Genomic DNA, 13,394 nt, shown 5'->3' with positions numbered 1-13,394 from the left:
GAATATGACTAAGAAATATGTATATGACTTTAGTGAAGGTAACAAAGATATGAGAAACTTGTTAGGTGGCAAAGGTGCTAACTTAGCAGAAATGACTTGTTTAGGTTTATCAGTACCACCAGGATTCACCATTACAACGGAAGCTTGTAATCGTTACTATGATGAAAATGAATCCTTGTGGCCTGAATTACTAGAAGAAGTTGAAATGCATATAAAGGAAACTGAAAAGAAATTAAATAAAAAATTTTCCGATGAAAATAATCCTTTATTATTCTCAGTTCGTAGTGGAGCAGTATTTTCAATGCCTGGTATGATGGATACCATTTTAAATCTTGGCTTAAATGATAAATCTGTAATCGGCTTAGCTAATTCTACTAAAAATGAAAGATTCGCCTATGATTCTTATAGAAGATTTATACAAATGTTTGCTGATGTAGCTATGGATATTCCTAAAGTTCATTTTGAAACAGCTTTAGAGCAAATGAAAGAGGACAAAAAAGTAGATTTAGACAATGAATTAACAGCTGAGGATTTGAAAAAATTAGTTGATATTTATAAAAAAATATATGTTGAAGAAACTGGTAATGAGTTTCCTCAAGATCCTATGGTACAACTAAAGTATTCTATTGAGGCAGTTTTTAGATCTTGGAATAATCCTAGAGCTAATATCTATAGAAAACTACATAATATTGACAATACTCTTGGTACTGCTGTTAATATTCAATCTATGGTATTTGGTAATATGGGTGATACATCCGGTACTGGTGTAGCCTTTTCTAGAAATCCTGCAACTGGAGAAAATAAATTATTTGGTGAATACTTAATTAATGCACAAGGTGAAGATGTTGTAGCAGGAATTAGGACTCCTGAACATATTTCTACTTTACATGATGTAATGCCTGAAGTTTATGATGAATTTTTAAATACAGCAAATAAATTAGAAGAACATTATAAAGATATGCAGGACTTAGAGTTTACTATAGAAAATGGTAAATTATTTATTCTACAAACTAGAAGCGGTAAAAGAACTACTCAGGCTGCTTTAAACATTGTTGTTGATTTAGTTAATGAAGGTCTTATTTCTAAAGAAGAAGCAGTTATGCGTATTGAGCCTGATAGTTTAAATCAACTACTACATCCAAACTTTGATCCTGAACAATTAAAAAATGCACAATTAATTTCTAAAGGACTAGCAGCTTCCCCTGGTGCAGCTTCAGGAAAAATATACTTTAATGCTGAAGAAGCAGTAGAAGCTGCAAAAAAAGGTGATAAAGTTATTTTAGTTAGACAAGAAACCTCTCCTGAGGACATTGAAGGCATGATTTCTGCTGAAGGAATTTTAACTGCTAGAGGTGGTATGACTTCTCATGCAGCTGTAGTAGCTAGAGGAATGGGTAAATGTTGTGTAGCTGGAGCAAGTGAAGTAGTTGTTGATGAAGCACAAAAAATTATGAGATCTAACAACTTTGTTCTAACTGAAGGTGATGTTATTTCATTAAATGGAAATGATGGTTCAATATATTTTGGAAATGTAGATAAAGTAGAACCTGAATTATCCGGTAATTTTGAAATATTTATGAATTGGGTTGATGAAATTAGGAATATGAAAGTAAGAACTAATGCCGATTCACCTAAAGATGCTAAACAAGCTTTAAAATTTGGTGCAGAAGGAATTGGATTAACAAGAACTGAGCATATGTTCTTCAGTGACGAAAGAATTCCAGCTGTAAGAGAAATGATCTTATCAAAAACCACTGAACAAAGAAAAATTGCTTTAGACAAAATCAGACCTATGCAAGAAAATGATTTTTATGAAATATACAAAGTTATGGAAGATCTACCTGTTACAATAAGACTATTAGATCCACCATTACATGAGTTCTTACCTACAAATAAAAAAGATATTGAAAAATTAGCAAAAGATATGGGATTGTCATATGACGAAGTAAATGATACAGTTCAAGATTTACATGAAGTAAACCCTATGTTAGGTCATAGAGGTTGTAGACTAGCTGTTACCTATCCTGAAATTTATAGAATGCAAGCAAGAGCAATTATTACAGCTGCTTTAAGACATAAAAAAGAAGGACGAAATATTGTTCCAGAAATTATGATACCTTTAGTTGGTGATGTAAAAGAATTAATCTATGTAAAAAATGAAATAATAGATGAAATAAATACAATATTTGAAGAATATTCTGATAAAGTGGAATATTTAATTGGAACCATGATAGAAGTGCCTAGAGCTGCATTACTAGCTGACGAAATTGCTGAAGAAGCAGATTTCTTTAGTTTTGGAACTAATGATATGACTCAAATGGCCTTTGGTTTTTCAAGAGATGATGCCGGTAAATTCCTAGGAGAATATGAGGAAAAAGATATTTATCCAACAAGTCCTTTTGAAAGTTTAGACCAAAAAGGCGTTGGTAAACTATTGGAAATAGCTGTTGAGAAAGGTCTGAAAACCAATAAGAATCTACATCTAGGAATTTGTGGAGAACATGGCGGAGAACCTTCTTCAATAGAATTCTGTTATAATCTTGGATTGGATTATGTTTCATGTTCACCTTATAGAGTTCCAATTGCTAGACTTACATTAGCTCAAGCAACTGTAAAAAAACAAAATATTGATACTGGTCATATTGATAAATAAAAACTAAAAAAAAGGTTCAGTAATAATTTACTGAACCTTTTTATTTTACTATAAAAGTAGCCTTCTTTGTTCTTCTGGACTAATAATTGATAAATATGATACTGGAACATCAAAGACAGATATTGCCCCTTTTGTCCCCTCTTTATTTAACCTATATACAGCCCTAGCATAAGCAACATTTATTGCTGAAGTAAACTCTGGATTACTTCCTAAATCAAGTTTGAATTCATAGATTTGTTTTATGTTTTCAGAGGTTTTACCAATCCTCAAAACTCTTCCTCCATGGGGCATTCCACTATGATTTAGTTTTAATTCATCTTCTGATACAAAATTTACATAAGTATCATAGTCTGAAAAATAATTAGGCATAGATTTAATTTCATTCTCTATTTTATTCTTATCAGCTTCTTCTTCAACAACAACATAGCATTCTCTAATATGCTTATCTCTTGTTGTTAAATCCAATATATTTCCACTTTGAATTTCACTAATTACTTTCTCCACAGGAATTGTATATTGAACTGCATCTTTAACCCCTTCTATTTGTCTTATAGCATCTCCATGACCTTGGCTAACACCTTTACCCCAAAAAGTATAGGTTTCTCCTACAGGCATTATTGACTGAGAAAATAATCTATGAATAGAAAACAATCCTGGATCCCATCCTGTTGAAATTAATGATAAATTATTTCCTGATTTTGCTGATCCATCTATTTGAGAGAAATATTCCGGAATTTTAGCATGTGTATCAAAACTATCCACTGTATTGAAGTTTTTAGCTATTTCTGGGCCTTGTTTCCATAAATCAGTAGCTGAGCCACCACATAATATGCAAACGTCAATATCCCCCTTAAATTCCTCTAATTCACTAATGTTGTAAATATTTGAATCACTATCTATTTCGCTTTTATTTCTTCTAGTAAAAATACCCACTAACTCCATGTCCTTAGATAATTTTACTGCTTTTTCAGCACCTTTGCCAAGATTTCCATATCCAATAATTCCTATTTTAATTTTTTCCATAAAATCTCCATTAAAAATCAAATATATCTCTCATACTATATAAGTTATTTTCCTTTTCGATTATAAATTTACAAGCCTTTAAAGCTCCAAAAGCAAATATTTTTTTAGATTGAGCTTTATGGGTTACTTCTAATATTTCATCTTCTCCTGAAAATAATACCGTATGTTCACCAACAATGGTTCCACCTCTTACAGAATGAATACCAACTTCATTATTAGCTCTTTCTAAATTAGTACCTTCTCTGCCATATTTTTCTATTAATTCATTGTCTCTTCCTAGATTTACAGAATTAAATAGCATACGTGCAGTTCCACTAGGAGAATCTTTTTTTAATTTATGATGTTTTTCTATAATTTCTATATCAAAATCCAATAGTGATTTTGATAAGTTCTCTACAACTTTCAATAAAATATTTATTCCCAAACTCATATTTCCGGAAAATAAAATTGGAATATAATTTGAAGCATTTTCAATTTCTTCAACTTGTTTATCTGTATATCCTGTTGTGGATATTACTAAAGGTTTTTTGATTTTTATTGCATAATTCAAAATATCTGTTATTAAATTATGATTAGAAAAATCCAAAATTACATCACAATTTTCTTTAACATTTGAAAAATTTGAATAAATTGGATATTTATGATCTTTCCCATCATTTAATCCTATTCCTGCAACAATTTTAAAATCTTTAGATTCACTACAAATTTCCTCAACAGTTTTTCCCATACTACCTGTTGCACCAATTAATAATATATTCATATTACACCTTATAAAATTCCTACTTCTCTCATTGACTCAACTAATAATTCTTTAGTAGAATCAGATGCTTCGTATAGAGGTAATCTTAAACCTCCAACATCAAAACCTAAAATATTCATTGCAGCCTTTACCGGTATTGGATTTGCTTCTGCAAATAATGAATCAATAAATTTTTTATATTTAATTTGCAAAGCTGCTGCTTCTTTGGTTTTTCCTTCTAAATATAGATGAACCATTTGACTTGTTTCTTTAGGAATTATATTAGCTGAAACTGAAATAACTCCTACTCCTCCTACTGATAATAGAGGTACAACTACATCATCATTACCTGAATAAATCGCAAAATTCTCTCCACATCTACGAATTACTTCAACAGTATATGCTAAATTTCCAGTTGCATCTTTTAAACCAACTATGTTTTTATGTTTTGATAATCTTTCAATTGTTTCTGGAGCTATTGTCATTGCAGTTCTTCCAGGAACATCATACAGAATTATTGGAATATTTACAGCATTTGCAATAGCTAAAAAATGTTCTTCTAATCCTTTTTGAGATGTTTTGTTATAATAAGGAGTAACTTGTAATAAAGCATCCGCTCCTCTTTTTTCCGCTTCAACGCTTAAATTTATTCCATGTCTTGTATCATTACTTCCAGTACCTGCAATTACCGGTATTCTTTTATTAATTACATCTACTGCAAATTTTATTGTTTCTAAATGCTCATCATCTGTCATTGTAGAGGCTTCACCTGTAGTACCAGTAATAATAATTGCATCTGTTCCATTTTCTACATGAAATTCTAACAATTCTTCTAATTTTTCAAAATCAATTTCTCCATTATCTTTAAATGGAGTAACTATAGCAACTCCTGAACCTTTAAAAATCATTACACTCCTCCTTAAAGTCTACTTGCAATTAATTCAGCTATTTGTACAGTATTAGTTGCTGCACCTTTTCTGATATTGTCTGCTACACACCAAAAATTAATTCCATTATCTACACTAAAATCTCTTCTAATTCTGCCTACAAAAACCTCATCTTTTCCATTAGCTGTTTCTTCAAGAGGGTAGATCAAATTTTTAATATCGTCTTGTACTACTACTCCATCTGCATTCTTTAATAATTCAAATATGTCTTCAATTTCAAAAGGTTTTTCAAATTCTAGATTAACACTAACAGCATGAGAGTTCTTTATTGGTACTCTTACAGTTGTTGCAGTAACCTTAATAGAATCATCATTTAATATTTTTTGTGTTTCCTCTATCATTTTCATTTCTTCTTTTGTATATCCGTTATCTAAAAAAGAATCAATATGTGGTAAGCAATTTTTTGCTATTGAATAAGGGTAATTTTCACAAGTTCCATTTTCTAAATCTGCTACTCCTTTTACACCTGATCCAGAAACTGCTTGATAAGTATTATATATAATTCTCTTTATTTTGTATTTATCATGTAAAGGTCTTAATGGAACTACTGATTGAATTGTAGAACAATTTGGATTTGCGATAATACCATCATTCTTAAATGCATCTTCTCCATTTACTTCAGGAACAATCAAAGGTATGTCGTCATTCATTCTCCAAAAAGAACTGTTATCTATTACTGTTACACCTTTTTTAGATGCTATTGGAGCAAATTTTTCAGAAATAGTTCCACCTGCTGAAAATAAAGCAATATCAATATCTCTATCAAAAGACTCTTCATTTAATTCTTCAACTACATATTCTTTTCCCATAAATTCTACTTTTTGACCTGCAGATTTTTTAGATGAAAATAAATATAGATTGTTAATTGGAAAATCCCTATCTTTCAATACTTCCAATATTGTTCTTCCAACCATTCCTGTTGCACCGACTACCGCTAAATTAACTAATTTTCTTTCTTCCATTTTTGCCTCCATTATAAATTATATTCTTTTGCCAATATTTCAACTATATTCTTAACATTGAAGTCATCAATTACATATGAAATACTAATTTCTGATGTTGATACTTGATGAAATTCAATATTATTTTTAGATAATATTTCAAAAACTCTAGATGCTACACCTGCCTGAGTTCTCATTGCATTTCCTATTATTGAAACCTTACTAACATTTTCAATAAAGTTAAAATTAAGATTCATTTCTTTTAAGATTTCCGATACTATAATTTTATTATCATTAGTTGTTGTAAATGAAATTAAATAATTATTATCAGAAAACTTGTTTTGACTTATTATATCTATATTTACATTTTTATTACCTAATTGTACGAAAATATTATTTATTTTTTCTGTATTTTTAGTTTTTAACTCTATATTAACTAAAAGAATATTATCAATTACTGAAATATTCGTAATACTATTTTTTTCCATATTATTTCCTTCTCCTCTGATTACTGTTCCAACTACATCATTTGTATTTAATGCTATATACAGAGGTACTTTATATTTCCATGCTAACTCTACACTACGAGGTTCTATAACCTTTGCACCTAAATTGGCCATTTCCAATGTTTCTTCATAAGATAGATAATCTAACTTTCGAGCTTTGCTAAATAGTCTTGGATCTACAGTGTATATTCCCTTTACATCTGTATAGATTTCACAAGAAAAATTTAATTTCGCTGCAAGTGCAACTGCAGATGTATCTGAACCGCCTCTACCTAATGTAGTAATATCTCCTACTTCATTTACTCCCTGAAATCCGGCTACAATTACTATATTGCCTTCTTCTAAGTAATTTTCGATTTTATTTTTATCTATATCTCCTATTTTACTTTTCATATGGTGCCCAAAGGTTTTTATTCCAGCTTGCCAACCTGTTAGAGAAATAACTTCCTCTCCCTTTGAAGCCAACGCCATAGCCAATAACGAAATAGTCACTTGCTCACCTGTAGATAAAAGCATATCCATTTCCCTTTTACTAGGATTTTCATTTATTTCTTTAGACATGGATATTAAATTATTTGTGGTTTTTCCCATTGCAGATACAACTACAACGATGTTTTTAAATTTCTTTTTTCTTTCAACTATCCTATCTGCAACTTCATTGATTTTCTTTGGATTAGCTACTGATGAACCTCCATATTTCATAACAACCCCAGTTGTAAAATTACTCAACATCTACATCCTCTCTAATTATGTCTTCATAGGTTTGTCTTCTAACAGCTAATTTTACCTTGTCTTTATTTATAAATACCATGGCTGGTTTTTCAATTCTATTGTAATTACTACTCATAGAATATGTATAAGCTCCTGTAGAAGATATTAATAATAAATCATTTTCCTCTGCTTTTGGTAATGGACAATTTTCTATTAAAATATCCCCTGATTCACAACATTTTCCAGCTATTGTATAGTTATTGGTATTTTTATTATTAGCTTTATTAGCTATAATTGCTTCATATTTAGCTTGATAAAGAGCTGGTCTTGGATTGTCTGTCATGCCACCGTCTACAAAAATATAATCTTTTCCGCCGTAAGTTTCTTTTATACCGCCAATTCTATAAAGTGTTGAACCACTATTTGAAATTAAAGATCTACCAGGTTCAATATCAACTCTTTTTAGATTTAAATCAAATTTTTTATCTAATTTTTCTATTTTAGAAATAAATTCTTTCAAAAATTTTTCTAGCTTAAATGGTTTGTCCTCCTCGGTGTAATATACTCCAAATCCGCCACCTAAATTTAATTCCTTTACCTTAATATTTAATTTTTCATTTATTTTTTTAGTAAATTCCATCATAGTTTCTGCTTCTTTAAAAAAGGATTCTTTTTCGAATATTTGAGAGCCTATGTGGCAATGAAACCCTTCAAATATTAAATTTTCACAATCTACAATCTCTTTTACAATACTATATATATTTTCATCAAAAATAGATTCTCCAAATTTTGAATCTAATTTTGTAGTTTTTATATATTCATGAGTATGAGCATCAATTCCCGGATTTACTCTTAATAAAACCTTCTGTTTTTTTTCTGTATCTTCAAGTAATTCTTTTAATCTACGAATTTCATCTTTATTATCTATTACAATAGTTCCTATATTATTTTCAATAGCTAACTTTAACTCTTTTTTTAACTTATTATTTCCATGAAAGTATATTTTATCTTTAGGAAAATTTGCTTTTAAAACAGTATACAGCTCTCCACCACTTACTACATCAATAAATAGATTTTCTTCTTTTATAACTTTAGCCATGTATATATTCAACATAGCCTTTGATGCATATATAACTCTTGTTTCAATATTTTTACTAGAAAAATTATTCAAGTATTTATTTGCTTTTTTTCTAAAATCATCTTCATCTATTATAAATAATGGTGTATCATATTTTTCAGCCAAATACTTACATGATATTTCTCCAATATAAAGTTCATTGTCCTTAATATTCATATTTCCTAATAATTTCATATAATGTCTCCTAATATTTGTATAAAAAAAACTATGAGCAAAAGGCACTCATAGTTAAAAACTTTCCTTCTGCCCTCAATATATAAAGTCCTCCAATAAAGAAATGGGCGTATCTTTATTGACAGTTCTATACTTGTTCAGCATAGCCCCAACACTTTCGTATTTCGGCAATTTAACCTTTCGTTTCCTACTAATTTAAACTGCGGCCTCTTTATATACTGATTATTATATTAAAATTAGAATAACAGATGTTCAATAATTTGTCAAATTACTTTCTGCTTTTATTATGCCAAATTTATATTTGAACAAATCCAACTTTTCTATAAACCTTTCTTAATGTTTTACTTGCTAATCTTCTAGCTTTCTCTGCTCCATTTCTCATAACATCCTCTAAATATGCCTTATCCTTAATTAATTTATAATATTCATTGTGAATAGGCTCCATTTTATCTGCAATTAATTCTCCTAAATCAGCTTTAAACTTAGAGTAGTTTTCATTTTTATATCTATTTAAAATTATTTCAATAGATTCTTCAGAAAAAGCACTATATATATTTATTAAATTCTTTAAACCTTTTTGCTCATCTGAATAATTAAATTCACCAAGTGAATCGGTTACAGCTCTTTTAATCTTTCTAATTATTGTATCCCTATCATCAAGCATTGAAATATAACTATTTATATCCGAATCGGATTTTGACATTTTAAACTCTGGGTTTTTCAAGCTATAAATTTTCCCAATTTCTTTTTGAATTAAATTTTCCGGCACTTTAAAAGTATCACTATATTTATTATTAAACCTAATTGCTAAATCCCTAGCTAATTCCATATGCTGTCTTTGATCTTCACCAACTGGAACAAAATCTGTCTGGTACAATAAAATATCCGCTGCCATTAGTACAGGATAAGTAAATAAAGCAGAATTTAAATTTTCTTCAGACTTACTTGATTTATCTTTAAACTGAGTCATTCTACTTAATTGACCCATATATGAAATTGAGTTTAACACCCAGCATAACTCTGCATGTGCTGAGACATGAGATTGTACAAAAATTGTAGTTTTTTCAGGATCTAAGCCTGTTGCTAAATATAACGCTAATACTTGATAAGTTCTTTGTCTTAAATCTTTTGGAATTTGAGGTACAGTTATTGAATGCATATCTACTATAGAATAAATAGCATTGTATTCCTCTTGTAATTTAGAAAAATTTTTAATAGCTCCTAAATAATTACCAATCGTTAAATTTCCAGATGGTTGTACTCCACTAAAAACAATTTTTTTTTCCATAATTCCTCCTAAAATAAAAAAACGTCTTCTAATAATAATAGAAGACGAATAACTCCGCGGTGCCACTTCATTTGCATTTGCCACTTAAAACTTTGTAAAGTAAGTTAAACTTTTGAATTATAGTCAAGCCCATTCATCAGTTCTCTCATATTGGGCTCCCACCTTTCCCAACTCGCTACAAATTAATCCCTGACTACTATTTTGACATTCAAATATTTATAACAAAATAAAACATAAATAATTAAAATAAAAAGCCCGTAAATCGGGCAAGTGACCAGAAAATAAGCCGTGTTCTGTTTTAGATAATCATCTGTCTAGACTAAATGTTACCAAATAGTTCAAGCGATCTACCTTAGGAGTGACGAGCAGCCACATATAATCCTACTTGATCTTGCACTGAATGGGGTTTACATAGCCATATAGTCACCTACATGCTGGTAAGCTCTTACCTTACCTTTCCACCCTTACCAAAAATTGGCGGTATCTCTCTGTTGCACTTTCCTTAGGGTCGCCCCCACTGGACGTTATCCAGCATTCTGCTCTATAGTGCACGGACTTTCCTCGTATTAACGCGATTATCTTTTCTACTCACATAATAATTATAACATATTTTATAATATTTTTCTCATAGATTTATCATAGTAAAATCTTGTAACTTTAATATTAAATTTTTCTTGAAAATCATAATATAATTTTTCTAAAATAAATTTTTCTGAAATATAATGACCTAAATCTATTAATAACAAGCCATTATCAATTGCAAATTCCGCATTATGATATTTAATATCACTAGTAATTAGTAAATCTAATTTTAATTTTAATGCTTCTGGAATTTCAGAAGCACCTGAACCACCTATAAAACCTATACTATTAATTTTTCTATTAAAATCACCATATACCAATAAATTATCTTCTACAATTTTACTCTTTAATAAGTTTAAAAATTCTTGTCCATTTATGGAAGGAATAGTTCCAAACCTTCCCAAACCAATTTTTTCATTAAAATCTTTAGGTACTATTGGCTTAATATTGTTTAATTCAAATAAATTCGCTAGAGCATCACTAACTCCACCATCTATATAATCTAAATTAGTGTGGCTGCTATATATTGAAATATTATTTTTTATAGCCATTTCAAGAGCTTTTCCAAAATTAGTATTAAGATCCAATGATTTAATTGGATTAAAAAAAACTGGATGATGAGTAAATATTAAGTTACATGAATTTTTTACAGCATACTCAACTACATTAATGCTAAAATCCAATGACAATGTTATTCCTTTTAAAATATTCTCTTTATTTCCAAGTTGAAAACCTGAATTATCCCATTCATCTTGAATATCTAAAGGAACTACTTTTTCATATTCATTAATGAATTCTTTAATTTTCAATTAAATCCCTCACTTCAGAGTAATATAGTATCTCTTCTTCTAGTTCAAGAATTCTGTTATTTAAATTAGGGTTTTTAATAGCTTTTAAATCTTTTATTAAATTTTGATTAATTTCTATTAATCTATTTAATTGTTCATATAATGATTTCGATTTTTTTTCTATTAAAAATTTACCAAATTCATATTCATACTTATGTTCATATTTTTCCAATCCAACTTCTGTTTTTATGATTTGATAATATTTGTCATTTTCAAATAAATCGTCCTCTTCAATAATTTTAAATCCATTTTCATGTAAAAATCTTCTAAGTTCATAAAGACTATTATTGGCTTGTAATATTAGATTATTAGCTGATTTAGCTATATTTAAATCCTTTTTTAATATATCGATAATTAATAGTCCTCCCATGCCGGAAATAACTATTGTATCCATTTCAAAGGGTTTATACTCACTTAACCCATCAGAAACCCTTGTTTCAATATTATCTAACAAATAACTACTATTTAATTTTTCTATTAATTTATATAGAGATTTTTGGCTTATGTCAGAAGCGATAATTTTTTTAGAAATTTTTTTCTCAGACAAAAATATAGGTATCAACCCATGGTCAGTACCTATATCTGCTACAATGGAATTATTATCAATCATATTCAATATCTTCATTAGTCTATATTGTTGCATTTTTTACTCCAAGAAATCTTTAAGTTTTTGACTTCTACTAGGATGTTTCAGTTTTCTTAAAGCTTTTGCTTCAATTTGTCGTATTCTTTCTCTAGTTACATTAAACTCCTTACCTACTTCTTCTAAAGTTCTAGGTGTTCCATCAGTTAAACCAAACCTTAACTCTAAAACCTTTCTCTCTCTATCATTTAATGTTCCTAATATTTCATTTAATTGTTCCCTTAACATTGTAAAATTAGCTGCTTCATCAGGAGCAATAGCAGTTTCATCTTCTATAAAATCTCCTAAATGACTATCTTCTTCTTCTCCAATAGGAGTTTCTAACGATACAGGTTCTTGAGCAATTTTTCTTACTTCCCTAACCTTTTCAACTTCTATTCCCATTTCCTTGGCAATTTCTTCATTTGTTGGATCTCTTCCAAGTTCTTGAATAAGCTGTCTTTCAATTCTTACTAATTTATTAATAGTTTCAACCATATGAACTGGTATTCTTATAGTCCTAGCTTGATCAGCTATAGCTCTTGTTATAGCTTGACGTATCCACCATGTAGCATAAGTTGAAAATTTAAATCCTCTTTTATAGTCAAATTTTTCTACAGCTTTCATCAAGCCTAAATTACCTTCTTGAATTAGATCTAAAAACTGCATACCACGACCAACATATCTTTTTGCAATACTTACAACTAATCTTAAGTTTGTTTCTGCTAACCGTTTTTTAGCATAGTTATCTCCTGCTTCCATTCTTTTTGCTAAATCAACTTCTTCTTCGGCAGTTAATAGAGGTATTTTCCCAATTTCCTTTAAGTACATCTTCACAGGATCATCTACGTTTAGTCCCTTTATATTTGATAAGTCATCAACTTTTATTTCAACTTCTTCTGAAGGTTCATCTTTTTCATCTTCTTCGTCTGCATCATCTTTTAAATCTTCATCGTCATCTAGGTTTTCTTTTTCAATATGGGCTCTGTCTTTTACTAGTTCTATATTTTCCTCTACTAGTTTTTTTTCAATATCTTCAATATCTTCTTCTGATAATTCTGAATAGGATTCAACTGCTTTAAACTGCTCTTCTGTAATCAAACCATCATTATCTGAAGCAAGACTAATTAATTCTTCAATAATATCTTTCTTTATTTCATCTATTTCTATACTTATTTCATCAAAATCTTTAATTGAATTATTGTCACTCATGATGAAACCT

The 13,394-nt window shown here is 29.3% G+C and carries 11 protein-coding genes, 1 other RNA gene and 1 riboswitch; of the genes, 1 reads left to right on the top strand and 11 read right to left on the bottom strand.

What is annotated here, in order from left to right:
* The first annotated feature begins 4 nt into the window (after window positions 1–4).
* Window positions 5–2,653: a pyruvate, phosphate dikinase gene (gene ppdK, locus JFY71_RS09835; protein ID WP_243660615.1), complete on the top strand. Its 2,649-nt coding sequence runs from the start codon at window positions 5–7 to the stop codon at window positions 2,651–2,653.
* A 48-nt stretch (window positions 2,654–2,701) separates the two neighbouring features.
* On the opposite strand, the gene JFY71_RS09830 is transcribed toward ppdK, so the two are convergent.
* From JFY71_RS09830 to rpoD, 11 genes are all read right to left on the bottom strand, one after another.
* Window positions 2,702–3,676, bottom strand: coding sequence for a diaminopimelate dehydrogenase (locus tag JFY71_RS09830; protein ID WP_243660614.1), 975 nt, complete (start codon window positions 3,674–3,676; stop codon window positions 2,702–2,704).
* Window positions 3,677–3,686: 10 nt separating this feature from the next.
* Window positions 3,687–4,436: a 4-hydroxy-tetrahydrodipicolinate reductase gene (gene dapB / locus JFY71_RS09825; protein ID WP_243660613.1), complete on the bottom strand. Its 750-nt coding sequence runs from the start codon at window positions 4,434–4,436 to the stop codon at window positions 3,687–3,689.
* Between the two features lie 8 nt (window positions 4,437–4,444).
* On the bottom strand, window positions 4,445–5,323 hold the full coding sequence (gene dapA, locus JFY71_RS09820; RefSeq protein ID WP_243660612.1) for a 4-hydroxy-tetrahydrodipicolinate synthase: 879 nt from the start codon (window positions 5,321–5,323) through the stop codon (window positions 4,445–4,447).
* Between the two features lie 11 nt (window positions 5,324–5,334).
* A complete protein-coding gene (locus JFY71_RS09815; RefSeq protein WP_243660611.1) occupies window positions 5,335–6,324 on the bottom strand; it encodes an aspartate-semialdehyde dehydrogenase in 990 nt (329 codons plus the stop codon).
* An 11-nt stretch (window positions 6,325–6,335) separates the two neighbouring features.
* A complete protein-coding gene (locus JFY71_RS09810; protein WP_243660610.1) occupies window positions 6,336–7,541 on the bottom strand; it encodes an aspartate kinase in 1,206 nt (401 codons plus the stop codon).
* Entirely contained in the window at window positions 7,531–8,832 is a 1,302-nt protein-coding gene (lysA, locus tag JFY71_RS09805; RefSeq protein WP_243660609.1) for a diaminopimelate decarboxylase, read from the bottom strand. The genes JFY71_RS09810 and lysA overlap by 11 nt, the downstream gene beginning before the upstream one ends.
* A 77-nt stretch (window positions 8,833–8,909) precedes the next feature.
* A riboswitch (Lysine riboswitch) is annotated at window positions 8,910–9,052 on the bottom strand.
* A 75-nt stretch (window positions 9,053–9,127) separates the two neighbouring features.
* The gene (gene trpS / locus JFY71_RS09800; RefSeq protein ID WP_243660608.1) at window positions 9,128–10,120 is read right to left on the bottom strand and encodes a tryptophan--tRNA ligase; all 993 of its coding nucleotides are present in this window, start codon (window positions 10,118–10,120) and stop codon (window positions 9,128–9,130) included.
* A 267-nt stretch (window positions 10,121–10,387) separates the two neighbouring features.
* An RNA gene (rnpB, locus tag JFY71_RS09795) (RNase P RNA component class A) lies at window positions 10,388–10,711 on the bottom strand.
* Window positions 10,712–10,731: 20 nt separating this feature from the next.
* Window positions 10,732–11,511 carry a Nif3-like dinuclear metal center hexameric protein gene (locus tag JFY71_RS09790; RefSeq protein WP_243660607.1) on the bottom strand — a complete coding sequence of 260 codons (780 nt, stop codon included), beginning with the start codon at window positions 11,509–11,511 and terminating at the stop codon, window positions 10,732–10,734.
* Window positions 11,501–12,193, bottom strand: coding sequence for a tRNA (adenine(22)-N(1))-methyltransferase (locus JFY71_RS09785; RefSeq protein WP_243660606.1), 693 nt, complete (start codon window positions 12,191–12,193; stop codon window positions 11,501–11,503). The genes JFY71_RS09790 and JFY71_RS09785 overlap by 11 nt, the downstream gene beginning before the upstream one ends.
* 3 nt (window positions 12,194–12,196) lie before the next feature.
* Complete coding sequence (gene rpoD / locus JFY71_RS09780; protein ID WP_243660605.1) at window positions 12,197–13,384, bottom strand: RNA polymerase sigma factor RpoD; 1,188 nt, start codon at window positions 13,382–13,384, stop codon at window positions 12,197–12,199.
* Between the last annotated feature and the right edge of the window lie 10 nt (window positions 13,385–13,394).

Origin of the sequence: Miniphocaeibacter halophilus (genome assembly GCF_016458825.1) — a bacterium.
Taxonomy (GTDB): Bacteria; Bacillota; Clostridia; order Tissierellales; family Peptoniphilaceae; genus Miniphocaeibacter; species Miniphocaeibacter halophilus.
This window is presented reverse-complemented; position numbering and strand designations above follow the sequence as displayed.